At 38.0% G+C, this 23,437-nt stretch carries 23 protein-coding genes; 8 read left to right on the plus strand and 15 right to left on the minus strand.

The window, feature by feature from the left end:
• The first annotated feature begins 3 nt into the window (after window positions 1-3).
• Together BCL90_RS16615 and BCL90_RS16620 are read left to right on the plus strand one after the other, a co-directional pair.
• Window positions 4-1,398, plus strand: a complete 1,395-nt coding sequence (locus BCL90_RS16615; protein WP_121285113.1) for a RagB/SusD family nutrient uptake outer membrane protein — start codon at window positions 4-6, stop codon at window positions 1,396-1,398.
• Window positions 1,395-2,918 (plus strand): TlpA family protein disulfide reductase, encoded by a 1,524-nt coding sequence (locus BCL90_RS16620; RefSeq protein ID WP_121285114.1) that lies wholly within the window; start codon window positions 1,395-1,397, stop codon window positions 2,916-2,918. The genes BCL90_RS16615 and BCL90_RS16620 overlap by 4 nt, the downstream gene beginning before the upstream one ends.
• Before the next feature lie 37 nt (window positions 2,919-2,955).
• Here the strand turns inward: BCL90_RS16620 and BCL90_RS16625 are convergent, their stop codons facing one another.
• The 3 genes from BCL90_RS16625 to BCL90_RS16635 all read right to left on the minus strand — a co-directional run bounded on the left by BCL90_RS16625 (window position 2,956) and on the right by BCL90_RS16635 (window position 4,046).
• Window positions 2,956-3,198, minus strand: coding sequence for a DUF6520 family protein (locus BCL90_RS16625; protein ID WP_121285115.1), 243 nt, complete (start codon window positions 3,196-3,198; stop codon window positions 2,956-2,958).
• Window positions 3,199-3,287: 89 nt separating this feature from the next.
• A complete protein-coding gene (locus tag BCL90_RS16630; protein ID WP_134380688.1) occupies window positions 3,288-3,719 on the minus strand; it encodes a MauE/DoxX family redox-associated membrane protein in 432 nt (143 codons plus the stop codon).
• Window positions 3,720-3,812: 93 nt separating this feature from the next.
• Entirely contained in the window at window positions 3,813-4,046 is a 234-nt protein-coding gene (locus BCL90_RS16635; protein ID WP_121285117.1) for a hypothetical protein, read from the minus strand.
• 258 nt (window positions 4,047-4,304) lie between these two features.
• Here BCL90_RS16635 and BCL90_RS16640 point away from each other — a divergent pair, with 258 nt between their 5' ends.
• Together BCL90_RS16640 and BCL90_RS16645 are read left to right on the plus strand one after the other, a co-directional pair.
• Window positions 4,305-6,035 (plus strand): helix-turn-helix domain-containing protein, encoded by a 1,731-nt coding sequence (locus BCL90_RS16640; RefSeq protein WP_121285118.1) that lies wholly within the window; start codon window positions 4,305-4,307, stop codon window positions 6,033-6,035.
• A gap of 96 nt (window positions 6,036-6,131) precedes the next feature.
• A complete protein-coding gene (locus BCL90_RS16645; RefSeq protein WP_121285119.1) occupies window positions 6,132-6,833 on the plus strand; it encodes a hypothetical protein in 702 nt (233 codons plus the stop codon).
• Window positions 6,834-6,918: 85 nt separating this feature from the next.
• Here the strand turns inward: BCL90_RS16645 and BCL90_RS16650 are convergent, their stop codons facing one another.
• The 5 genes from BCL90_RS16650 to BCL90_RS16670 all read right to left on the minus strand — a co-directional run bounded on the left by BCL90_RS16650 (window position 6,919) and on the right by BCL90_RS16670 (window position 14,280).
• Entirely contained in the window at window positions 6,919-8,202 is a 1,284-nt protein-coding gene (locus BCL90_RS16650) for an HlyD family efflux transporter periplasmic adaptor subunit (protein WP_121285120.1), read from the minus strand.
• 11 nt (window positions 8,203-8,213) lie between these two features.
• Complete coding sequence (locus BCL90_RS16655) at window positions 8,214-10,400, minus strand: peptidase domain-containing ABC transporter (protein ID WP_208529889.1); 2,187 nt, start codon at window positions 10,398-10,400, stop codon at window positions 8,214-8,216.
• 60 nt (window positions 10,401-10,460) lie between these two features.
• Window positions 10,461-11,612 carry a TlpA family protein disulfide reductase gene (locus BCL90_RS16660; RefSeq protein ID WP_121285122.1) on the minus strand — a complete coding sequence of 384 codons (1,152 nt, stop codon included), beginning with the start codon at window positions 11,610-11,612 and terminating at the stop codon, window positions 10,461-10,463.
• A gap of 9 nt (window positions 11,613-11,621) precedes the next feature.
• Window positions 11,622-12,293, minus strand: a complete 672-nt coding sequence (locus BCL90_RS16665) for a hypothetical protein (protein WP_121285123.1) — start codon at window positions 12,291-12,293, stop codon at window positions 11,622-11,624.
• Window positions 12,294-12,708: 415 nt separating this feature from the next.
• On the minus strand, window positions 12,709-14,280 hold the full coding sequence (locus BCL90_RS16670) for a thioredoxin domain-containing protein (protein ID WP_121285124.1): 1,572 nt from the start codon (window positions 14,278-14,280) through the stop codon (window positions 12,709-12,711).
• 875 nt (window positions 14,281-15,155) lie between these two features.
• Here BCL90_RS16670 and BCL90_RS16680 point away from each other — a divergent pair.
• From BCL90_RS16680 to BCL90_RS16695, 4 genes are read left to right on the plus strand one after another with little or no spacing between them, the layout of a single operon-like run.
• Window positions 15,156-16,499: a S41 family peptidase gene (locus tag BCL90_RS16680; RefSeq protein WP_166792231.1), complete on the plus strand. Its 1,344-nt coding sequence runs from the start codon at window positions 15,156-15,158 to the stop codon at window positions 16,497-16,499.
• Between the two features lie 5 nt (window positions 16,500-16,504).
• Entirely contained in the window at window positions 16,505-17,620 is a 1,116-nt protein-coding gene (locus BCL90_RS16685; protein ID WP_121285127.1) for a sensor histidine kinase, read from the plus strand.
• Entirely contained in the window at window positions 17,617-18,342 is a 726-nt protein-coding gene (locus tag BCL90_RS16690; RefSeq protein ID WP_121285128.1) for a LytR/AlgR family response regulator transcription factor, read from the plus strand. The genes BCL90_RS16685 and BCL90_RS16690 overlap by 4 nt, the downstream gene beginning before the upstream one ends.
• A 58-nt stretch (window positions 18,343-18,400) precedes the next feature.
• Complete coding sequence (locus BCL90_RS16695) at window positions 18,401-18,760, plus strand: LytR/AlgR family response regulator transcription factor (RefSeq protein WP_121285129.1); 360 nt, start codon at window positions 18,401-18,403, stop codon at window positions 18,758-18,760.
• A gap of 207 nt (window positions 18,761-18,967) precedes the next feature.
• On the opposite strand, the gene BCL90_RS16700 is transcribed toward BCL90_RS16695, so the two are convergent.
• From BCL90_RS16700 to BCL90_RS16735, 7 genes are all read right to left on the minus strand, one after another.
• Window positions 18,968-19,771, minus strand: coding sequence for a PRTRC system ThiF family protein (locus BCL90_RS16700; RefSeq protein WP_121285130.1), 804 nt, complete (start codon window positions 19,769-19,771; stop codon window positions 18,968-18,970).
• Window positions 19,768-20,490, minus strand: a complete 723-nt coding sequence (locus BCL90_RS16705; protein ID WP_244095101.1) for a prokaryotic E2 ligase family D protein — start codon at window positions 20,488-20,490, stop codon at window positions 19,768-19,770. The genes BCL90_RS16700 and BCL90_RS16705 overlap by 4 nt, the downstream gene beginning before the upstream one ends.
• Window positions 20,483-21,658: a hypothetical protein gene (locus tag BCL90_RS16710; protein ID WP_121285131.1), complete on the minus strand. Its 1,176-nt coding sequence runs from the start codon at window positions 21,656-21,658 to the stop codon at window positions 20,483-20,485. Before BCL90_RS16710 ends, BCL90_RS16705 begins: the two co-directional genes overlap by 8 nt.
• A 16-nt stretch (window positions 21,659-21,674) precedes the next feature.
• A complete protein-coding gene (locus BCL90_RS16715) occupies window positions 21,675-21,893 on the minus strand; it encodes a PRTRC system protein C (RefSeq protein WP_121285177.1) in 219 nt (72 codons plus the stop codon).
• A 28-nt stretch (window positions 21,894-21,921) separates the two neighbouring features.
• Window positions 21,922-22,443, minus strand: coding sequence for a PRTRC system protein E (locus tag BCL90_RS16720; RefSeq protein ID WP_121285178.1), 522 nt, complete (start codon window positions 22,441-22,443; stop codon window positions 21,922-21,924).
• Window positions 22,430-22,795 carry a hypothetical protein gene (locus tag BCL90_RS16725; protein ID WP_121285132.1) on the minus strand — a complete coding sequence of 122 codons (366 nt, stop codon included), beginning with the start codon at window positions 22,793-22,795 and terminating at the stop codon, window positions 22,430-22,432. Before BCL90_RS16725 ends, BCL90_RS16720 begins: the two co-directional genes overlap by 14 nt.
• Before the next feature lie 213 nt (window positions 22,796-23,008).
• Window positions 23,009-23,425 carry a hypothetical protein gene (locus BCL90_RS16735; RefSeq protein ID WP_121285133.1) on the minus strand — a complete coding sequence of 139 codons (417 nt, stop codon included), beginning with the start codon at window positions 23,423-23,425 and terminating at the stop codon, window positions 23,009-23,011.
• Window positions 23,426-23,437: the final 12 nt, after the last annotated feature.

The following is a 23,437-nucleotide window of genomic DNA, read 5'->3' on the forward strand; positions in this document are numbered from 1 at the left end:
ACAATGAAAAAATATATTTTATACCTCCTAATAATGTTTGTCATTGTATCATGCAAAAAGCAGGATGAATGGTTGAACGTAAAATCTAATAAAGCTGATATTATACCGAAGACATTGCAGGATTATCAAGCAATTTTGGATAATAACACTGTAATGAATAGTAATTTTCCTGCAATAGGAATTATAAGTGCTGATAATGGTAATGTTAGTGACCTAATTGCCACCACTGGGGGAACACTGCAAGAAAGAAATGCATACAAATGGGCTTCTGATATTTACGAGGGTGGGCTAAGTGGTGGTGTTGATTGGATATATCCTTATAAAGCAATCGAGTATGCTAATGTAGTTCTTGATGGCCTTAAAAATATTGACAAAATTTCCCAAAGTGAAGTGCAGTACAATAACATAAAAGGGTCGGCATTATTCTACAGAGCAGTAGCCTTTTATGCCTTGGCTCAGATCTATATAAAACCATACAATTCAGAGACAGCAGCATCAGATCCTGGTTTATTGCTCCGCATTTCTTCTGATGTAAATGTACGGTATGATAGAGCTACAGTCCAGAAAACCTACGAACAAATTATTGATGATCTATCTCAAGCAGTGTCATTTCTTCCGTTAACACCTGTATACAAAACACGACCCTCAGTTCCGGCGGCACAGATGATGCTAGCAAAAGTATATTTAAATATGTCGATTTATGACAAAGCGAAATCTTTTGCAGATTTGGTACTAAACAATAATAATACTTTGCTAGATTTTAACACATTAAATACTGCTTTAACCTATCCGTTGCCGACTTTTAAAGATAACAATCCCGAAATTCTATTTTTTAATTTGACTTTAAATTATTCTTTGGGGTCTATATCTAATAGGGTTATTACTAGCGAATTGTATAATAGTTATAATGTGAATGATTTACGTAAAACCATTTTTTTTAGAACTAACACTGATGCAACACATAGTTTTCGAGGAGCTTATTGCGGATCATCTGAAACATTTTGTGGTCTAAGTTTGAATGAATTGATTCTCATAAGGGCAGAATGTTTGGCTAGAACGGGTCATATAAATGATGCTATGGCGGATCTTAATCTATTATTAAGTAAAAGGTGGAAAAAGAACTCTTCTGGGAATACAACCTATATAAATCAAACGGCAAACTCTGAAAATGAAGCACTTGAGATCATTTTAAATGAAAGACGCAAAGAGTTGCCTTTTACTGGTAATCTAAGGTGGGAAGATCTTCGTCGATTAAATTCGGATTCACGTTTTGCCAAGACCTTATCAAGAACAATACTAGGACAGATTTATACTCTAGCTCCTAACGATCCAAAATATACCTTACCAATTCCTCCATCTGAAATAAGCATTAATCCTGTTATTCAAAATCCAAGATGAAAAAAATTACCATAATAGTCTCAATGTTGCTATTTGCTTTTATATGTAAAGCACACTTGATAGACAGAAAAAATTCACAACGTGTTCGAATAAGTGTTGTTTATGATAGTACCTCTCCTATTGATACTTTGCTGCTTGAATATCTTGAGCATTCCTGGGATCGATTGCCTGGCTTCAAATTCATTCCTGCTCAAAGCTCCAAACATTCCCATTATTTTGATTTGGTAAATCAAGAACAGATCGCCTATATTTCTTTAAGCAAGCCAAGTAAGCGAACTAGATATATAAATTTTATTACAAGATTTATATCGGAACCTGGAGATGATGTTACCATTAATATTTTGAAAGATTCTAGCTTGTTCAATGGCTATTCATTAAAATTTAGTGGAAAAGGGAGCATAAAATACCAATGTCAATATGATTTAAGTAAGACGTCAGAAAAGACGATGAAACAGTTTTATAAACAACCTAATTACACTATAAGAAATAGACTTATCGTAAAAGACTCAATATATTATAAATATTTTCTCATTAACCTTGAATCACAAATAAAATCTGAAACAAAGACGTATATAACTAATTTGTCGATTTTGGAAAAATATAAGAATAGACTTGGAAGCTTTATGTACAATTTGCTTAAAGCTCAAGTTTATGGAAGCCTTGAGGATTCAAATATCAGTCATTTAATCTTTCCATATACTCAAGTAAAGGATCGGTCATTAATACCTCAATATTTCGCTGAAATAGAAAATTCATTGTTAAATACCTATAGACATCGCTATAAGCCTGATTTTAAACAAATACCCGATCAATATTTAACATTATCTGGCAACTATATAAGTTATATTATCAAAAGAACAGCAGATACGATTTTTGACAAAAAGGATCATTACGGTTATTTGAAGAGTAATTTTAGAGGTATTTTAAGAGATAGATTGATCGCAGCTTATTTTACTAGGTATTATTTTGAGAAAGAAAATGCAGATATAAATGTTTCAGATGCACTAACATTTGTTAAGACTGATTATTGTAAAAGTATTCTGCAATCATTCAATAATTCTTTAAAGTCAGGAAATTTGGCTTATAGTTTTGAACTACCAGATAGTTCAGGTAAAATTGTTAAATTAAATGATTTTAAGGGAAAAGTACTTTTGATAGATTTTTGGTTTACTGGATGTAGTGGCTGTCGTACATTGGCTGATCAAATGAGACCAATAGCGAAACATTACGAAACAAATAATCGAATAGCTTTTGTTAGTATAAATGTAGATCAGGATATTTCTAAGTGGAAGAATAGTATTCAATCTGGAAAATATACGCATACCAATAGTATAGATCTTTCCACAGGAATAGTAAATGGCAAACGTATTATCAATTATTACAAGATATTTGCCTACCCCACAGTAATTATTATTGACAAGAAGGGCAAGATAATTACTGGAAGTCCACCAGAACCAAATAATCCAAGTTCGGCAAAAGCACTTACTGACCTATTAGATAGATCTATATCTGAAGACTAAAATGAAAGGGCATTCAATTGCCCTTTCATCAATAATTTTAAGGAACATATACACCAGGTTCAGCTTCTGTGAAATTACTGTCTTGATTCAATGGGCCATTAGGGTCAATAATGTTGTAAGAGCAAGTACTGTTATCTTGTACTTCGCAATGACCAGTTTTTAGCTGATAAGTTCCATTGCTGTTTCTTACATAAAGATCTTCTGCTTTTGTACTGGATGCAAAAGCACTCCCTACAGCAAACAATACAGCTGTAGCTAATAGTAATTTAAAATTTTTCATGATAATAAAATTTTTGGATTTGTTGCCTACTCTTTGTTAAGGTTTTCGGCTTCGCCTTTTTACTCTCTGGCCAGAAAGAGTTTTCATGGTTATTGTATGTTATAGCTTATTGTAGATTTGTGTTTTTTTATGGCTATAAAAATTATGATTACAAAAAAAATATTGAAAACCAAATGTTGTGGCCAGGTCAACTTGCTAATCACACCTCCACAACTGCATGGTACATAATCAAACACGTGGAGTAGTACCAAAGCATTATACATTGTAAACAAGCTCATTAATAACAGCGCCGCATACAAGCCAATTAATCGATTACGCTCAAACGATAATGCCACCACAATAGCAATTTCAGCGATCGGCAATGCCCAACTAAGAACGGGTGTTAAGCTATTTGGAAAAGGCTGGTTGTTCAGATCAGAAGTAAACCCCTTAAAATCTACAAGCTTACTTATCCCCGTATATAAAAACAGTATCACCAGCAATATGACGACTATCTCGATAATGATTTGTTTATTTCGCATATTCATTAGTTTTTAATGTTAGGATAGTGCTTCGCTTACTGCTTCTCAATAGGTTTCAATTTCAATTGTGGTAGGAAACATCTGGTAGATATATTACAATCTCTGTCTCCACTGATCGCGATCTTTAGGCGGTGGATCGGTTTTTGGCTCGATCGGAGACCAAGCTGGAGGAGTAGTCTGGGTGCTGTCAGCGCCTTTACTATACTCGCTCTTCGAGGATTCGGTTTTCATTTGTACATTTATTATTTCTTCTTCATCCAGTTGCCTGCATGATTGGATAGAAATAATTCCTATTAAAATTAAAGTTGTTGAGATAATTTTGTTCATTGCTAATTACTTTTGAAATTATCCCGGCCGGTTTTATTTGAATTTGTTGGATCGAAGGTATAGCACTTTACGGTATGTGAAAAGTGTTCTATGCACCGATTCAACAATCAGTGCGCACCAATTTAACAATTAGTGCATCAATAAATATTTGATACACAATAATATAAATACAATATTGTGTGTTTTGTATAAATCACGTCTAGTACAGTTATAATCGGCTGAAAATCCTTAAATTTGATAGTAAACCGCTCACCTTAAATGGATTTAAGATCCCATTTTTGCTTTGTTATTATAGCAATATTTCTAGGACAGCCCCTTTCTGGACAGAAAGAGGTGTTCAGCTCCTACTATTTAATTAAAAAGCAATATGAAAATCGAGCAGAAAATGATTCAACTGCGCTACCCATAGTAAAGCAATACATTGATAAAGCCCGAAATGAAAAAAATTACATACGGCTTGTAGAAGGCTATCAGGATGGGATTTTTTATTCAGCAGTTTCTAATAAACTGAAATATGCAGACAGTGCCGTATTTGCTGCACAGCTAACTAAAGATAAGAACATCATCGGCAGGGCACATTTAAGCCGAGGTACCGTATATTATTTTAATTTCAAGAAATACAAGCTGGCGCTGGAGGAATTTTTGAAGGCCTATGAATATTCTAAAAAAAGCGATGATAAGTATTATCACAATAAGGTAGTTTACAGACTTGCTGTTGTTAAAAGCTACATCGGGTACTATGATGAAGCACTAATCTTATTTAAACAGACTAGGGATTTTTTCAAGAAAGAATCTGAAAAAAATATACATGCCAATTTGCAGTATGGAAATAAGCGTGGATATTATAACAGCCTTCACCAAATGAGTATATGTTACCGTAATTTGGGGCAGCAAAAAAAAGCAGATTCACTTACGCTGATCGGACTTTCGCTTACCACTGGTGATCATGAGTACCAGCAGGAATATGGATATTTTTTAAAAGAAAAAGGGATTAGTGAGTTTTATAAACATGACTATATAAGCTCAATAACTACTTTGCAACGTTCCAAAAAGTACATAGCAAATGTAGATGATTTTGCATGGATGACCGTGTGCAACTCATATATTGGAAAATCATATATGGCTCTTGGTGAAATGAAGCATGCAATGCCGTATTTCCAGAAAGTGGATTCCGTTTTTCAGCGTCATCATTTTATACTCCCTGAACTAAGGAACAATTATGAAGAACTGATTGCCCATTATCAGATTGAAAAGAATCCATTAAAGGAACTGTATTATACCAAGCAACTCTTAAAAGCTGATAGTATTATAACACAAGATTTTCCATATCTGTCTTCTAAAATTCACCGAGAATACGATCAGCGGAAACTGCTTGACCAAAAAGCCAAACTAGAAACCAAATTTTCAAGAAGCTATATGCTAAATCTAACCCTTGTGGTTATTGCTCTCCTTTTGTTACTGGTTTTATATATAAAGTTTAGTAAAGAGCGTAAAATTAAGGAACAATACAAACTGTTAGAACAGAAGATCCTTGCCGCTTCGGATTTGATGCAAACAAAAGAACCCGAAAAATTAAAAGTTCATCACAAAACCGATATTGATCAAAAGATTGTAGATGAACTTTTAGGTAAGCTGAAAGCATTTGAAGACAGGAATGGATTTACAGAAAGTGGTTTAACATTAAATAAACTTGCTTCAAGGTTTGAAAAGAATCAGACTTATCTCTCAGCTGTAATCAATGAATATAAGGGTCTTAATTTCAACAGGTATTTAAGTGAACTGCGCATTGCTTATATTACCGACAAGCTGTACAACGACAAAAAATATCTTCGTTATACAATTGAAACGCTTGCAGAGGAATGCGGTATCGCATCCCGCAATAACTTTTCCGACCTTTTCTTTGAGATCAATGGCATACGTCCATCGGATTTTATTAAAAAAAGGCGGGAAGATATTAATAAGGACAATGTAAGAAAGGAGGGAAAATGAACTCAAGATTAAGCAAATAATTTGTCTATACAGTTTCTTGCCTGATGAAAAGCTGACTAATAAAAAATCTTCATAAATTGCAATCATGAAATCAAAATGTTAGAAAACCTACCTTTATATATTCCGTTTGTTTTCGGACTGACAACAGTCTTAACGCTTATATTATTCTACTGGACCATTAGGAATTCAAATTCCCAAAGTGTAAAACAACTCTCAACTAAAATATTAATAGGCTTAATATTTTGGCTAATTCTTCAGACATTTTTAACACTTCAAAATCTTTATAGTTACAATACTGATTTCTTTCCTCCTACTATCTTATTATTTGGGATTTTACCTGCAATACTTACAATAGTAGTTTTGTTTTCAACGCAAAAAGGACGGCGGTTCATAGACAGTTTACCTTTAATTAATCTAACTTATCTAAATATAGTAAGATTACCTGTGGAGGTTGTATTGTTTTGGCTTTTCTTAAACAAAGCAGTACCTGAACTAATGACGTTCGATGGACGAAACTTCGACATCATTGCCGGAATAACAGCACCCATAGTTGCATACTTCGGACTGACTGAAAGAAAAATTAGCAAAAGAACAATATTGATCTGGAATTTTATTTGCCTCGGACTTTTGCTAAATATTGTTATAAATGCTTTTTTATCTGCGCCCTCGCCAGTACAAAAATTCGGTTTCGATCAACCGAATATAGCCATATTGCATTTTCCCTTTAGTTGGCTGCCCACTTTTATCGTTCCTGTGATTTTATTTGGGCATTTGACTTCAATTAGAAAACTATTGTAAAAGAAAATACAAAACAAACTAAGATTATGCTAGTCCAAAACTAAGTCTCCCTCGCAGGTAGGAAGATTTAGTATAGTTTGAAAACCTAGCCATTATTCAACATTTTCGTTATGTTCCTAAAAAAACGTTGCAGCAAAGAGCTTTCTTCTGTAATTATTTCAGCATCGGCCTGCATGCCGTTCTTCAGGACGATCTTCCGATCCGGATCTTTATTCTCAAAATGTTCAAAGCTTACTTTTGCTACAAATACGCTGTCACGAAAAGCCACATCAGAAATATAGGTTAGTCTTCCCTTGATGATACCGTATTGTTCATAGGGATAGCTATGCATTTTGACCAATGTTCTTGCTCCTTTTTTTATTTTCCCCATATTGTATTGTGGAATCTGTATTTCGCCGAAGAAGTCTGTATTGCCCGGATTGATAATAAAAATCTCTTGACCTGCTTGTATATTTTGGTCTTGTTGAACAATGCCGGCAAAACTAACCTTGCCGTCAACAGGAGCAAATAAGATGTGCTGCATTATCCAGGTATCACTCTCAGTAATACATTGGTTTAAGGCCTGAACAAATTTTGCCTGCTCTTCTGATATTGTATGCCGCAAATCTAAAAGCTCTTTTTCTTTAGCGCTATAAGTTCCCGAGTTATTAAGGATAGCCGTTTCACTTTGCTGTAGCGGGTATTTGGAAGCTAAATATTTGTTTTCCTGCTGTGCAAATTCACTCCGAGAAATAACCTTATTCTTATATAATTTCTTATAGGCCCCGTACTCCTCTTCCTGGTTCTTATATTCCAGCTGTTGAATTTTCTGCTGCTTTACGATCTGGCTGTTCAGCGCCTTGATATCTCTCAGGTCCTTTTCAAGAAACGCCATGCGCTTAAGATAATATCCGTTTTTAGTGGTTGCCTGATATTGCAGGTACTGCCCGTAGAAGTTCTGATAACTGCCCTGCATTTCACCGATATTTAGGCCTTCCGGCAGCAAAATTGCTTCAAATTGGCGTCTTGAAATCCGTAACTGCACTTTTTTCAACTCTTGATTCAGCCTTAGCACATCCTTAGCATTTGCAGTACTTTCCAAATAGGCTAACGCTTGCCCTGATTTTACGTTATGTCCTTCTGAAACAAGCAAAGCAGTCAGCTTTCCTGTCTGTTTAGCAAGTACTGTCTTTGGGGCATTAAGGCAGTTGATTTTCAGGCTCGTTTTAACAACATCGGGATAATTAATAAATGCAGAAAGTAAAATAATAGATCCCAAAATGGCAAAGACCAATGTAATTCCCCATTTCAATATCCATGAAGGTACTGCTGTAATAATTTCGTGAACTTCCTCGCTATTGACCTGCGGTTGTAATCTAATCTCTGGCATAACAATAAAAATTAATCACCTAACTCCAATTGGTTTTTCACCAGTTCATAATATTCGCCCTTCAAGCTGGTCAATTCAGCATGTGTTCCCTGTTCTATAATGATTCCCTTGTCCAGCACAACGATATTGTCGGCGTTTTTAACTGTGCTCAGCCGGTGCGCAACAACGACGACTGTCCGTCCCTTGAAAAAGTTCTCCAGATTCTGCATAATTATCTTTTCATTATTGGAATCCAGAGCATTTGTTGCCTCATCAAAAAAGATATATTCGGGATCTTTATACACTGCCCTGGCAATCAGTATCCTTTGACGTTGCCCCTGGCTGATGCCGTTTCCCTCGGTACCAATCTTCGTGTTTAGACCAAGAGGCAGGCTTTCTATAAAATCTGTAATATTCGCCATATGAACGGCGTGTCTGAGTTTGACCATGTCGGGATATTCATCTCCAACAGCGATATTCTTAGCGATGGTATCTGAAAAAATAAAGCCGTCCTGCATTACCACGCCACATATGCCGCGCCAATAACGAAAGCTGATCTGGCTAAGGTAGCCGCTACCAACTTTAATATCACCTTTCTGCGGTTCGTAAAAACGCAGCAATAATTTTAATATTGTTGTTTTACCGCTTCCGCTCATGCCGACTATTGCCGTGGTCTTACCCTGTGGTATATTGAGGTTAATTTTTGAAAGGACAGCTTCGTTTCCCGCTCCTGGGTAGGTAAATGTAATATCTCGCAGCGATAAGCTCATATCATCTGGAAGCTCTTTGACAAAACTCTTTTCAACCGGCTCCTCGTCTGCAAGTTCTCTCACTTCATTCAAACGTTCCAGGGAAATCTTTGCATCCTGTAGCTGCTGTATAAAGCCCAACATCTGTTCAATAGGGCTGTTAAGCTGGCCGATAATATATTGGACTGCCATCATAGCCCCCAACGTCAATTGCCCGTCGATAACCGACTTGGCGACCAGGAAGGTGATAAGGATGTTTTTACCTTCGTTGATAAAAAAAGTCCCGGCCTGTTGGTACTGTCCGAGTTTCAGGCTGGAAATACTAAAACGAAAAAGGCCGGCTTGCAGATGTTCCCATTCCCAGCGTTTTTGTTGTTCACAATTATTAAGCTTAATCTCCTGCATCCCAGTGATGAGTTGAACTATTGAACTTTGATTTTTGGCAGAGAGATCAAATCGCTTCAAGTCAAGCTTACGCCTTCTCTTAAGAAAAACTACAACCCATAAACTATATAAAATGGTACTAACCAAAAAAATAAAGAAAATGGTCATGTTATAGTAAGCAAGTACGAAACTGAATATAACCAGGTTGAACATCGAGAATACAACACTTAATGTGGAACCGGTCAAAAAAGATTCTATCCGCTTCTGATCGTTCATGCGTTGCATGATATCACCGGTCATCTTTGTATCAAAGAAGCTGATTGGTAATTTCATCAATTTTATAAGAAAGTCCGTCAAGATAGAAATATTGACGCGTGTACTTATATGCAGCAGTATCCAGGACCTGATAAAGTCTACACTCATCCGGCCAACGAAAAGCATTGTCTGGGCGATTAGAATAATATAGATAAAATTCAGGTTTCTTGTATTTATTCCTATGTCCACAACAGACTGGGTAAGAAAAGGTAAGATCAACTGTAAGAGGCTCCCGACCCCAAGACCTACTAAGATCTGGACCACTAATGATCTGTGCGGTTTTAGGTACCCCAGCAGATAAGAAAGGTCTAATGGTTTCCCACCATCGCCCTGTTGTTCATAGAACTCTGGTGTCGGGGTAATCATTAGCCCAAGCCCATCGAGACTGCCATCATAAGCTTTTCCAATCCAGTATTGCATCAGTTCACTTTCAGAGTAGGTTATTAGCCCGTTTCCTGGGTCGGCAACATAATACCGGCCATTCTTTATCTTATAAAGCACCACAAAATGGTTTTTATTCCAATGCAATATCAGCGGGAGCTCAACTTCATTTAAAAGTTCAATGTCCAGACGCGCACCGTTAGCCCTGAAGCCGATCTTCTCCGCCGCTTCACTGATGCCTAACAGCGAAACACCTGCCCGGTTGATACCAGAGAGATCTCTCAGTTTTTGCAGGCTAAAGTTTTTGCCATAATGCTTCGCTATCATGCGCAGACACGTTGGGCCACAGTCCATTTGATCGGGCTGCTGGTAGTAGACGAAGGACTTCAAGATAGGGTTAGTTTACAGATAAATAACAGTTAAAATAAACGGTTTAGAGAAGTGTGATCATCATTTAGGAAAAAGCTCCTGGAGTTTCTTTTCCAGCATGTCACCACGCAAGTCCTGGGCAATGACCTTGCCTGTAGGGTCTATGAGAAAATTCGAGGGAATGGCTGTGACACCGAAAAGCGATTTAGCCTTTTCATTAAAGTCACTGACATTTGCCCATAAATCTATACCATCTTTATGCATTGCTTCAAGCCACTTATCCTTTGCCGGCTCGTTATCAAGTGTCACGCTTACAATATCAAAGCCTTTTGATTTAAATTTTTGGAAAGCTTTAATCAGAGCAGGGTTTTCATCCCTGCAAGGCCCGCACCAGCTTGCCCAAAAATCAAGCAATAGATACTTCCCCTTATAGCTTGAAAGCGTAATGCCGTTTTGCCCCGTTGTGTCCTGCAGGACAAGTTCGGGAACATATTTCCGTACTTTTACGATTGCTTTCGATTCATCTATTTTAGCAGACAATATCTTCGCAGAAGGGAGACTTTTTATTCCTGTACCAAGTGATTGATAAATTGACCTGATATAATCCGGCTTAGACTTGATTCTGGGAGAGGCTAATGGCGCCATTGCGTATTTCCAAAGGGCATATAATCCTACCGGGGATGAGTTATAATTAACGGCATATTTTTTATAAACATTTTCTTCAATAACAGTAGCAAGGGAATCTTTTAATCGGGATATTTCACCTTCGACCTGTTCAATTGACTTGTTTTCATAGCTAACGCTTTTGAGTAAGGAATCTCTTTTGAATTTGATGGAACGCTCCTGCCTGTCCATTTCTAAAAATTGCTGGTTGATAGCTGTTTTGCTCCTGATTTCGGGCCGCAATCCATCTTTAAAATAGAGCTCCTGCGTGGACGGTCCCGTCCAAAAACTTATCGCCGTTGACTTCGATTTTTTCCAATAAAAAACAAAACTGAACAGCATCGGTTCCTCCAGGGCCATGACAAAAGACAATTTACCACCGCTGATCTCGACAGTATTATATTTAGTGGGCGAGCCGTTAATGGAATTGATTACAACAGCAATCTTTTGAACAGAGTCCTGCAAATCCCTTAAATCTGCCGTAACGCTCAAAGAACCTTGATTACTTGGCTGAGCATATAAAAACTGTGATTGAAAACAGATCAGGAAACATAACGTTAATAATCGCATGCTAATTACTTATTTTACAAAAAGAAGGTCCATTCTTTTCTTTAATGCAACGCCCTGCTTGGTTGACCTTAGCCGCTCGGACAGCAATTGATAATATACCCGGGGATCTCTACCCTGAGCTTCAAGCCGGGAACGCAGTGGAAGTTCGTACATCATTACAACATAATGCAATTGAAGAAGACTCATTGGTGAATCAGGATATTTTTTAAAAAATCCAATCTCTTGATCATTATCCAACATCTGATAGTATTCTTCCATTTCTTTGGTCAGCTTGCCACCTTTTGTGATACCCGCTGATGCCAAAGAATCCTTATTTTTTATTTCCATTGTCAAATCTTCCACAACAATATGCCTTGCCTTAGCAGACCAGATACCTTCTTTTACCTTGGAAATTGTTTCAGGCATTGTAATGTTAGCCCTATCGTCAACAAAAATATACGCAGTCTTTAAAATATCATCTCCTAAGTCGACTGTGCCCTTGAATTCGGCGATCCCATCGTTGATCGGGACAATCAGGAACTTTCCCGTATCCTGGGTGGAGCTCAGATTTTTGGGCATCGCTAAATAGGCATACTTAGCTTTAACATTAGTACCGACGCTTGTCTTGATTTGATAGTTCATCGCTTGGCCACAGGTCACAATAGGCAAGAGCAACAAGAATAAGGTTTTAGTATATTTCATATTACTTTAAAATTATTGATTAAGGTAAGTAAAATAACAGGTCGCGTGACCTGTTATTTTACTTTTAATTTAAGTTGTCTGTTGATAACGCGAGCAGGAATTCGCTGCATGCTCTACTGAAAGACCATACGCAATGCTGCAATTATAGCAGATATCATAACTGGCCCAATTACCTGTTGAACATACATTCCCACCGGTTACATTTTTCATCTCAGCTTTGCTGAGTAACTTTACTTTTTTCATTTTTAAAGGTCTAATTGTTGTAAATATTTTTTGTCGTCCTTCACGCAGGAGTAACTTAAGCGATGCCGGTAAACGCCGGCATTCGTTTTCGGACAGCTTCGTTGCAACCGGCTGCCCTTTTTTGCGCAAAAATTTCGTTCAGCTTCTCTGAGATATATCTCCACCGGATACTTCAGTTCAGAAGATATCTTAAATCTTCAGGACTATATACACTCGGCAGCTTATAACCGTTTATGAGAATGGTTGGCGTAAAAGTAATATCAGCCATTTCACACCATTCTTTCTGTATTTTCGTTATATTATGATAGTTATCATTTTTTGCTATAGGATATTTAACACACCAGTTTTCGTAGGTTTCTTTATTTGTATACCAGTGTGCTAATGCCTGCGCAGCAAGCTCCTTATTTTCTGATAAGGTCAGTGCCGATAAATGCCGCGCCGCTTTTGTGCGAAAATCATCATCTCTGTCGGGTGTTGAAAAAAGAACTTTTACCAGTATGTCCTTTTTAGTTTTCAATAAGTCTTCTATAAGGGTGTGTGCTTTAGCACATGGATCACAGTATGGATTGCTGACCATAGTAATTACTGTTGAAGCGGCTGGATTTCCCAATAAAATAGGAAAAAGCTCATCACTGACTGCATATCTTGGCTGGCTGGTTAAAACCTGTCGGAATAGGGAAGTATTATATTTAAACTTATTCAATTGTTGCTTGAAGGGCTGCACTGCACGTTTAAATGAATTTTTCAACAATGACCATACGACAATGGGCGTCAAAAAAGAAATGGGCAGCATATATAAGAGCGCTAAGTCAAATGTTTTACCAAAAGAATGAAAACTCACATTCATCAGGAATTCAGCCCAAAGCACAATTTGGATAAGAGAACATAAAATACACCACTGCTTTTTCAAAAACTGGTAGCTTAGTGACCAGATGGTATAAGGTAACGCGAGCGCATTCAGCCAAGACAGTAAACCGATTGAAGAAGGATATATCAGCAATAGTAGAAACGAGCCCATAAAATAATACAACCCGATCTCACTCCAGCTCAACCAGGTAGACAATTGTGCGTGCTTTGATTTTAAGATGGTGTCACAACCGCCCTTACCACCTAGGCTACATAGGTTTTGTACAAGGGAATTTTTAGGGTTTACACTTTGGATAAGCAATAACATGCTAATTGCGCAGCCAATACATTTGATCAGAAATACAGCGAGATAACCTCCCGAAAAAGAATGAGAAATAATTGTTAATCCAAGGATTGAAAGTGCTAAAATAAGAGTGACAGGATAAAGCATTTTTTGTAGAAGACTAAATATATACTGTCCCAGATAACCTACCTCACCGCTTTGCCCAACTTTTTCCGCATAAAGTGCAACCCCATCCCATCTTTCAAGAAAAATATTTTCATTCATTAAAGCATGTTTTTGATATTCATCGCTATAATGGACATGCTCTCCTTCAATACCATGTACAAGGATAAATCTTCCGCCCTGCTCCGGGAAATGCGCTGTAAAAGGAAATAATAGATCATCACGGTCATAATCCGTTTTGTCAATTTTATAGGCGTCGTTTTTTACATTCCACTTATCTAAACAGTCACTCAATGATAAAATACTTGGATACTCAGGATGTTCCTGTACACAATTCTCCGCCGTCAGGTTGGTCACCCTAACATGCAAATGATTTAGAAGGTCAGTAACAATACTTTCCAGATTTTGCTTATGTGTTTTAAAGAGATTCATGTTAAAGTTGTAATACCCGATTGTATTAAATCAATCACATATTGTTATGGTAATTTATAAGTAGCTTCCCAAGTAAAATATTTGTAGACTGTGCCATGCTGGCCCCCGTCTTTGTTTTTACTAAGTTTCTCACTTTTTCGCTTTAATCAAAGCGACCAAAACCACAATTACACCAAACTCCATTTCAGGTGGACGACATCCTTACTGTTGATTGACGAACAGGAAAAAAAACTGAAAAGAAAAGCTTTTTTTAACGGGAAATCTCAGCCATAAATCTTCCTTCATCCGGCAGAAATTTCGAAAAAAATCCTAAAAGACGTGTTCGACTCATAAAACCTACTTGAAATCAGGGAAGATCTTCAGCCAAATTTGAGCTTATTCATACGTTATTTCTGTAAACAGTGAATTGCAATTTCAAAAATGTACCGACCAAACAGCTATTTCGTCCTGAAAAAAAGCAGGTTGGTTGATTATACTTGGAGGCTATGCTAATAAATTATATTTTTAAATAATTTAAAACATACTTACTACATCAATATGAACAACAAAAAACTAGTAAAAAGAGTACAATTTATCTTTAAAAAAAAGGCAATCATGAACCTTACAAAAGAGCAGATGCGAAACGTTAGAGGCGGGGATGGTACTATAACAAACCCCGGAGGTCCTTCTACTGACCCTGGATGTGTCGAAAACAAACCGACGCTTGAAACGATAAGCAACTAGTAAGGTCAGGCTAGCATTATTAACTCTTAAACTGAAAACTGATTAAATTCAATATGCTTAAATACTTAAGGAATTTTATTCCATTACTTTTTGTTTTCGCTTTTTTTTCTTCAAAGGCTCAAAACTGCAATTGTAGGGATAATCTAAAATTCATGATCGAAAGAGTGAAAAAAAACTATGTAGGCTACAGTGACAAAGTAAATAGTTCAAACAAAAATAGCTTTGAAATATTTACTGATAGTCTCTTACAAGAATCTTCTGCAGCTCCCTCTTATCAATGCCTGCCAATTCTTAGAAAATGGCTTTCTTTCTTCAACGATAAGCATCTTGGAATCAGTTATGACGATAGTAATTACAGTAAAGAACAAATAAGACGTTATTATGCCAATGACGAGAAAACGGATTGGACAGAACCATCATTCAGTTCTTATCTGCAAGAAAGCCAAATTAGTTTGGACAGCCTGGAGGGCTTCTGGAAAGATAAAACCGGAGCTTACCAGATAGGTATAGTAAAAGACAAAGGAAACAAAAATGACTTTATTGGTTTTATAATTAAAGCTGACGGCGCTCGATGGACATCTGGGCAGGTTAAACTAAAGATTACCAAAAAAGATGGCAAGTATTCCCTTAAGTATTACAGAGCTATTGATCATTCTTTGAATTACCTTTCATTTACTAAAAGTAAAGATACATTAACACTTGGCGATGGTGATATCACTGCAAAATGGTATAAAAATGCTGTAGTTATTCCTCAGCCATCTCAAAAAGACCAGAACACTGGCGTTTCTGCTGTGTTTAAAATTTTGGATGATAAAACCTGTCTATTTGAGATGCCATCATTTGCATCATTAGATAATGTAAAAGTGATGGATAGCCTGATTAAAAAAAATGATAGGGAATTAGGCAAACGCGATCATTTAATAATAGACCTTAGAAATAACTATGGGGGCTCAGTACTCGTTTATGACAAATTAATTCCGTACATCTATACAAATCCTATTTTAACTGAAGGGGCAAGCGTGCTGGCCACCGAAGAAAATATACGGGATTATTATGGCAAGATCCCATCAAATGCTTCCGACACTAGAAAAAAAGTACTGGAGAGAAATCTCACTCTCCTCAAAGCTCACGTTGGTGAGCTTTATCCTTTATATCCAGTTGATACGATAAGAATGCCTAAAGTATCAAGTCATCCAAAACATGTATCTATTATCGTCAACAAGAGCACAGCGAGTGCTGCGGAACTATTTATCTTACAGGCAAAACAAAGCTCCAAAGTAAAGCTTTACGGCACTAACTCTTCCGGGGCGATAGATTATTTGGAAGTGGTGAGGGCCGAATTACCTTGTGGCTTTTATCGCCTGGGTTATCCGGCATGTAAATCTTTAAGATTGCCTGTCCACCCGCTGGATAACATCGGGATTAAGCCTGATATAGAAATTCCACAGGAAGTTTCAGACTGGATCGATTTTGTAAGAACGCACAGGACAAAATAGAAAACATGAAAAAAAATCAGAGAATAATACTATTCCATGTCATTTTTTGGCTAGTATATATGCTGATAAGTACGCTTATTGAGTTTGCCCTTAATCCGAAAGACTATGTATTTAGTATTGGAGATTTTTTCTTTAGCCAGTTTCCTAATGTATGCACCTTCTACCTATGCATTTTTGTTTACGCTAAATTTGTCAGTCCGTTAAAAATCATTCCCCTAATCATTGCGATAATTGCTGTTTACCTGTTTTCATATTTACACTGGTATGTAACGGCGTACCATATCCGGCCTTTGATAAAAGCCAATGGCGGGCCAACCGCAACATTTCACGTTTGGAAGTTTGCAGTTGCCGTTCTTTGGTTATATATTAAATATTCATTTTTTGCATTCGGGTATTATTACGCCAACGAAACCATTAAACATCAAAAAAGGCTTCGAATTATCGAAAAAGAAAAGCATCAGGCGGAGTATGCCTTTCTGCGTGCCCAGATCAATCCTCATTTTCTGAACAATACGCTCAATTTTTTCTACGCTAAATCGCTGCCGCTGTCTTCTGAACTGGCCGACGGAATTATGACGCTGAGTGAGATCATGCACTACTCTTTAAAACAGGACAGGGAGGACGAGACCATATTGATCGAAGAAGAGATTGCACACATCAGGAATGTGATCAACATTAACCAGCTCCGTTTTAATCATGAATTGCAAGTAAGTTTTGAGGTAAATGGCCGTACTGCGAATGCACGTATTATACCCCTGATTTTGATTACCATCGTAGAGAATGTATTGAAACATGGCGATTGTAGCGACGTTTCAAACCCCGCCAGAATTATTCTGGACATTAATGCAGAAAATGGCCTTGTACATCTGAAAACCAATAATAAAAAGAAAAAGGGGCCCAAGGAACTATCCAGCGGCATAGGTTTGGAAAATATAAGAAAGCGGCTAACCCATCACTATGCAAAAGACTGTATACTCTCTATACACGAAACAGCAACTGATTATTCACTTGCAATGATCTTGTATCAAAACTATAATAACAACGCAGCAAAACATAATATAAGTACCCATTCCAATTTATTTCAGGCAATAAATACCAAACCAAAATACCCTTTACCATGATAAACTGTATTATTGTTGACGATGAAGCACATGCTATTGAAGTTTTACAACATCATATCAAATCTATTGCCCGGCTTAACCTGATCGCTAGTTTTACAAAGCCCACTGAAGCGATTACCTTTCTGAACGGACAGCAGGTAGACCTCATATTTCTGGATATCCATATGCCGGAAATATCTGGAATAGAATTCATTCAAACCGTCCGCCATGAAAATTACCATTTTATCCTGACAACGGCGTATCGTGAATTTGCTCCGGATGGATTTGACCTGGATGTTATTGATTACCTTATTAAACCCATCCCCCTGACCAGGTTTTTGCAGGCGGTTACAAAAGCACAAAAGGCAATCAGCCAGTCAAAAACAGATTGGATCAAAAATCCAGTAGAAAGTGAATATTTCATGGTAAAAGGGCAGATTAAAGGCAAGGTGATTAAAATCAACCTCATTGATATTGATTACATCGAGGGCATGAAAAACTATGTTGCGTTTCATCACAACGGCATCCGTACCGTTGCCCTGAACACCATGAAAGAGATTGAAGGAAAATTACCAGAACAATATTTTATCCGGGTTCAAAAGTCCTTCATCATTGCAATAAACAAGATTACTGCTCTTGATGGAAACCGGGTCATTCTCAAAAATGTTTCATCAGAAATTCTAATTGGTGAAACCTATAAGCAACATTTTATAGAAACAATCAGGAAAAAGCAGATTATATAATAATCCGTCAAGGCATTAAATTTAAACTATATTCCTTTACCCATATTTAACTATTGAAATGACCTGTTACATTGTTGATGACGAACAATATTGCATCTCTTACACCTCTGATCTTATTAAGGAAACAAAGACATTCACAATCATCGGTACTTCAACCGATCCACGAGAAGCAATAGCCGAGATTAAGGAGCTTAAACCAGATGTTATATTTACGGATATCAACATGCCTCATATTTCGGGTATTGATTTGGCTACCCAAGTTGAGCACATCGGTTTAGTGGTATTTATCAGTTCTGATATGCGTTTTTCACATCCACAGATAGATCTTCAAAACTCCATTTTTCTCAATAAGCCTGTGAGCTTACCTGAATTTTTAAAAGCAGTTTTACTAATTAAATCGAGACTGAACAATAGATGATTTGATCTGTAAGATTCCAGAAAATAATGGGATATAAGAAATATCCCCGCAAAAAAAAACGCAACTGTATTCGGTAAGGTTCAGAAATGACAGTAGGGAATGATAGAATTTTAACGAATGGTGTTGCACCGATTTTCTGCACAAAGACGTCCACGAACGGTCGTGAGTGGTTGTCTTTGTGCCGCCCGATTTCTCGGGCTTGGCAGATCAAACCGCCAACGGCTGAGAATGAAAGTTCTTCAGGTTAAGAAAAAACCCCCTGTTCTGTGTCATTCCATCACGAAACATGTCCATGAGTAAAGAACAACCCATCTGTGCCAGTGTGGAATTGATAAACAAACCCTGCTTTTCCAAAGCTTCAGCTAATGAACAACTTGGCGTATCATCAGTTGTTTCCGACTTTCTGAGCAGGTCGCCAAACTCTTCGGTTACCAATGGAAGCTGAGCTACGGTATCATATTTTTCAGACTTTGGCTGTTTAATTTCTCCTACGGTTGACAGGACTACCTGCCCTGTAGTTTTGCTGTTGCCAAAATCCATCCAGTATTTTGATTGATTGTGGTAGAACCTGCTATAGGAAATTTCCTGTATGATCTCGGCAATCTCAAAGCGTGCTGAAACTGTATCTACACACGAAATATAAATGTTTGCAGAGGCATGTTCAGGTAATTTACCTGAACTACTTTTTGCAAACTTTCTGCATTCCGCTTTCCAGTTGGTTCCTGACCAACGGTTAGCCCGATTAATCAATGCAACGGATTTGCACAGTCCTACCTCACATTCAGCAAAACGCTGTCTGCCTAAATTGGCATCCGAAATAATATCATCATCCCATAACCGAACGGCTAGTCCAGCATGCCCCAACTCATTAAGGCTGTAATTCATTTCCATCAGGGCGGTCAGCACTTTTGAACCTGTTCCCCCTGCCCCGATCAGGTTAACCTCAATCGGATTAGTTGCATTGATCAGGGAATTATCCGTAAAATGGATTTTGTTCTTTGCAGTTTTCATCTTAATATATCTTTAAGTTTTCGGTTAGATGCAAGCAATACGTCTTTTGGAAAAAGTGCTGCTGTTGCCAACAGTTTTTTCCAAAGATTCACACAATTTCCTTTTACAGGATTGTGGTTTTCCATCAGGTGGCTGAAATAAGAATTAAAAAAGTAGTTCTCCCACGCCTCTGTAAATTCTTCGAGAGTGGATGATTTTTTAATACTGATATTCACCGTTCCCATACAAACGCCACCGTCACTATATACATTAAAGAAAGGCGCATGGTAGAGTAGTGTCCTCTCTGTTGGTCTTGTATTGTTTTTCAGGGCATAGACATATAATTTGTTTCGGTTCGCTACCCAAAGCATAGCAGGAACACTGGCTTTTCCGTTTGGGATCTCCAGTTTTTCCACAAAGAACATTTCCCTGCGCATTGCTTTGGTAAACCAAATTACTACACCATTATGAATCGGGTCAATTTGCAGGATGTTTGTACCAATAATCCCTTGCGGTTTGAGGAAAGACTGTTTCTCCTCATTAATTTTCAAGGATTTTGCTAATTGATTACTTTCCCTTACTGTAAGAGGGTGCGCATTGATCAGGTTTCCGTTTCTGTCCAAATCAAAATGTTCGACATAACAATCACGGTTTGAATCGTTGTTCGCATAGAACACAAGGGCTGATTTTGGAAAATACAATGTTCCAAAACGCTCGGTTATATCTCTCAGGTTATCCATGATCTTGAAATTGATAGGTGTTTAAAAGATAGGCTAAGTCATCAAGCAGGGCAAAGAGCTTGTTCTCGAAATCCAGGCTTGCTGTGGTGATCGCTTTGCCGTTGAAATATTTGCTGATGGTCGGTTCTTCTGTTTCCCCATAGTTACCGAACTCTTCATTAAGGCTGCTGACGATGGAATCTGAAAGCCAACCGTCATTACGGGCTGAAAACGAAATATATTTTTCTATGGAAAGAATACTGTCATTGTCAAAATCTTCATCTTGCCAGTTGTGCGCATTGGCGTTCCTGAAAAACTTTTCGTCAGGGTAGTGTTTGTACAGCTCATACGCCTTTTCAGCAACCTGCAAACATTTTTTTTCAAAACCATCTTTGCCTGTGAAATGGCTGATACGATGCTCAAAGACTACAAGGTTTTTCGGGTTGATTAATTTTTGCTCCATCACATCCCCTATCCATTCTGCGTGCTGAAGATCATTTCTGTATGAAAAGGTTTCGTTCGTTTCGTCCTCCTGCTCAATCCATTCTGCGTGCATTTCGTACTGCCAAAAGAGCGTCGTATATTCCTGCCTGTAATAAGGAATCTCAGCCATGTGATACAGGTAGGCGCAAACGGATAATAACAATGCTCCTGCTCTTCTTTTGTGTTTGTCCTTCACCATTAAAAAAAGCGGAATCACCGGAACAAAATAGAGCGTAGTACCCGTAACGAACCTTTCTTCACAGATCAGGTACGTTTTCGTGTTTTTCTGTACGACCTGAATAGCATTCCAGTTGGCTACATGATCTTTTAGTTTAGCCTTTACGTCTGACAAAGCAAGGGCGATATTGTAGGGATAGCCAAATTCAGCAGTCGGCATCAGATTGATGGAGTAGTGTCCTGCCAGTTGGGTCAGGGATTTATAAAAATCCCTGACTACTTTATCTGTTTTTATTTCAGGTGGTCTATTTGCCTGACCGCTGATTTTCGGCAGAAAACGGCTTTTCAGAAAATCATTGGCAGACTGCTGATCGGTACTGACTTTCGCCTGTCCTTCTGTATCTCTCCTGCATCTTTGGGTCTTTCCATCCACTGTACGAACTCCGATAACTGGCGGTGCAGTTGCCTTTGTTTTTTGTCTGAGGGAACGTTGATTGTTCCTGACTGGATATTGCGTTGCATAATTCATTGTTTTAAGTTTTAGGTTAGCCTTTGGTTCCCATGACACTCTCAAACTGATATTCCACTTTATCATTGTTGATTTTGGGAGCGGATATTTTGGCGGTTGTGAGTATCGGATAGGTATTGGCATAAAAATTCAGTACCGCTTCTGCGCTCCATTTTGGCTCAGGGTCATTGAGTGTAATGTCCTGACCTTTGTCTTTGAGTATGAAAACCCGTTCTAAATGTGTTGCTAATAACATGATCGTTGTTTTAGGATTAAAAATTGATTTACTCATTAAAAAGACTTGGCGCAAAATGACGTTCATACACCGACTGTCTTTTACGGATTTCTTCTGCGTGCTCGGGATATTCTGCGACTTTTGGCATTGCCGTCCACGCTTCCCTAAATTTCCCCTCCTTTTCGAGTTCCTCCGCTTTTTGCAGGGCATCCGTATATTTTTTCGCTTTCGCTTCTTTTTCCTTTTTCTCCCTGTCGGTTTTTTCCTTTTCCATAGCCGACTGCTTTTTAGATTCCTCCAACTGCTTCATAAAAGCTTCCATGTTGACCATGAGCCCTGATGCCATTTCCAACGGTGAGGTAATGGTGGCAAAAAAATCAGCATCCAGTTCCTCTGCTGTTCCTTTCAGGGTACAGGGTACGATCAGGTTTTTTGCATTATCGCCACAGCTTTCATTTTGAAGCAATACCGATACAATCCAGTTGTTTTCTACGCCCTGCTTGATTGCAATTTGCAGTGTGCCTGTGACCTGCATTCGGGCGATCTGATTAAAAAAATTAGTGGTTTCCATAATTAAATCTTTTTTCAATGACCATTTCCTGTATAGTTTCCTTACTTAAATTCATGTCGGTGAGCATCGTTTCGTACTCTGCTATTGCCTTTTCAAACTCCTGTTGCCATTCTGCTCCTGCCAACTGTAGTTTTTTGGCAGTTCCGCTTTTATGGGCTTTGTGAATGGCTTTTAAAAGCCTATCTGCATAACGTCTCTGTTTACTCTGCCTTCGCTGTGTGAGGGAGGTATTGATGTACTTACTCAGGACATCAAAAAATAGGGTCATGCGTGTGAAATCCTCGTTTCGTATCGATTCTACATACCTGTTATAAATCCAGTCTGTAAATTTGTTATCTGTGTCGTTGTTCATGATCTGCTATTTTAAAAGCGTTTACCGTTTGCTCATTCTTTTTTGCTTTTGAGGTCTAATAACTTGCGATGTAAATCGCTCCAATACGCCTGACGCTCCCTATCTCCCGAAAGCGGTGGTGACGGTCTTTGAAATCCTCTGCCTGTGCAATCGCTTTTTCGAGGTCGGTGACCTCTATTTCTTTTTCCGTTGAGATCGGTTATTTTCATGACCTCAATTGCTTTTGGTTTTATCCTGTGTGGTCAAAATCAATCGGGCATTCCCGAAAATCAGGTGGATCGCCTGTGTCAGTTGGTCGCTACATTCGGTTTTCGTGGCAAACTCCTGAAGGCAGTAGAGGGTAAACAGGGCATCGTAGCCGTCAAATAGCTGATCGGCAAACCAACGGTGGTTACGGTGAAGTCTGCTCCCGCACTTCTTGATTTTTTTCTCTGTGTTTTGCACCAAACTGAACCAAAAATCCTCCGTACAAAGGCTTCCTGCCCAATGGGTTCTGATGAACTGCTCTTGTTTGCGCATTTGCCCTGCTTCGGTTTCTATATATTGGATCATTTTCGGAAGTTCAAGCGGAAATAAATCTGCCAACAGCCTGCCCCTATCCACGTTGTCCATTTTATTTAAAGGTTTCATAATAATTTTTTT

The organism is Pedobacter alluvionis (assembly GCF_003664035.1).
Lineage (GTDB): Bacteria > Bacteroidota > Bacteroidia > Sphingobacteriales > Sphingobacteriaceae > Pedobacter > Pedobacter alluvionis.

What these genes read in the sequence shown, in the direction of transcription:
- BCL90_RS16685 (WP_121285127.1), top strand. Translation starts at nt 16,505, where the DNA reads ATGAAAAAAAATCAGAGAATAATACTATTCCATGTCATTTTTTGGCTA.
- BCL90_RS16650 (WP_121285120.1), bottom strand. Translation starts at nt 8,202, where the DNA reads ATGCCAGAGATTAGATTACAACCGCAGGTCAATAGCGAGGAAGTTCAC.
- BCL90_RS16710 (WP_121285131.1), bottom strand. Translation starts at nt 21,658, where the DNA reads ATGAATTATGCAACGCAATATCCAGTCAGGAACAATCAACGTTCCCTC.
- BCL90_RS16630 (WP_134380688.1), bottom strand. Translation starts at nt 3,719, where the DNA reads ATGCGAAATAAACAAATCATTATCGAGATAGTCGTCATATTGCTGGTG.
- BCL90_RS16660 (WP_121285122.1), bottom strand. Translation starts at nt 11,612, where the DNA reads ATGCGATTATTAACGTTATGTTTCCTGATCTGTTTTCAATCACAGTTT.
- BCL90_RS16670 (WP_121285124.1), bottom strand. Translation starts at nt 14,280, where the DNA reads ATGAATCTCTTTAAAACACATAAGCAAAATCTGGAAAGTATTGTTACT.
- BCL90_RS16620 (WP_121285114.1), top strand. Translation starts at nt 1,395, where the DNA reads ATGAAAAAAATTACCATAATAGTCTCAATGTTGCTATTTGCTTTTATA.
- BCL90_RS16695 (WP_121285129.1), top strand. Translation starts at nt 18,401, where the DNA reads ATGACCTGTTACATTGTTGATGACGAACAATATTGCATCTCTTACACC.
- BCL90_RS16690 (WP_121285128.1), top strand. Translation starts at nt 17,617, where the DNA reads ATGATAAACTGTATTATTGTTGACGATGAAGCACATGCTATTGAAGTT.
- BCL90_RS16715 (WP_121285177.1), bottom strand. Translation starts at nt 21,893, where the DNA reads ATGTTATTAGCAACACATTTAGAACGGGTTTTCATACTCAAAGACAAA.
- BCL90_RS16725 (WP_121285132.1), bottom strand. Translation starts at nt 22,795, where the DNA reads ATGAACAACGACACAGATAACAAATTTACAGACTGGATTTATAACAGG.
- BCL90_RS16645 (WP_121285119.1), top strand. Translation starts at nt 6,132, where the DNA reads ATGTTAGAAAACCTACCTTTATATATTCCGTTTGTTTTCGGACTGACA.
- BCL90_RS16735 (WP_121285133.1), bottom strand. Translation starts at nt 23,425, where the DNA reads ATGAAACCTTTAAATAAAATGGACAACGTGGATAGGGGCAGGCTGTTG.
- BCL90_RS16700 (WP_121285130.1), bottom strand. Translation starts at nt 19,771, where the DNA reads ATGAAAACTGCAAAGAACAAAATCCATTTTACGGATAATTCCCTGATC.
- BCL90_RS16640 (WP_121285118.1), top strand. Translation starts at nt 4,305, where the DNA reads ATGGATTTAAGATCCCATTTTTGCTTTGTTATTATAGCAATATTTCTA.
- BCL90_RS16720 (WP_121285178.1), bottom strand. Translation starts at nt 22,443, where the DNA reads ATGGAAACCACTAATTTTTTTAATCAGATCGCCCGAATGCAGGTCACA.
- BCL90_RS16705 (WP_244095101.1), bottom strand. Translation starts at nt 20,490, where the DNA reads ATGGATAACCTGAGAGATATAACCGAGCGTTTTGGAACATTGTATTTT.
- BCL90_RS16625 (WP_121285115.1), bottom strand. Translation starts at nt 3,198, where the DNA reads ATGAAAAATTTTAAATTACTATTAGCTACAGCTGTATTGTTTGCTGTA.
- BCL90_RS16680 (WP_166792231.1), top strand. Translation starts at nt 15,156, where the DNA reads ATGATCGAAAGAGTGAAAAAAAACTATGTAGGCTACAGTGACAAAGTA.
- BCL90_RS16635 (WP_121285117.1), bottom strand. Translation starts at nt 4,046, where the DNA reads ATGAACAAAATTATCTCAACAACTTTAATTTTAATAGGAATTATTTCT.
- BCL90_RS16615 (WP_121285113.1), top strand. Translation starts at nt 4, where the DNA reads ATGAAAAAATATATTTTATACCTCCTAATAATGTTTGTCATTGTATCA.
- BCL90_RS16665 (WP_121285123.1), bottom strand. Translation starts at nt 12,293, where the DNA reads ATGAAATATACTAAAACCTTATTCTTGTTGCTCTTGCCTATTGTGACC.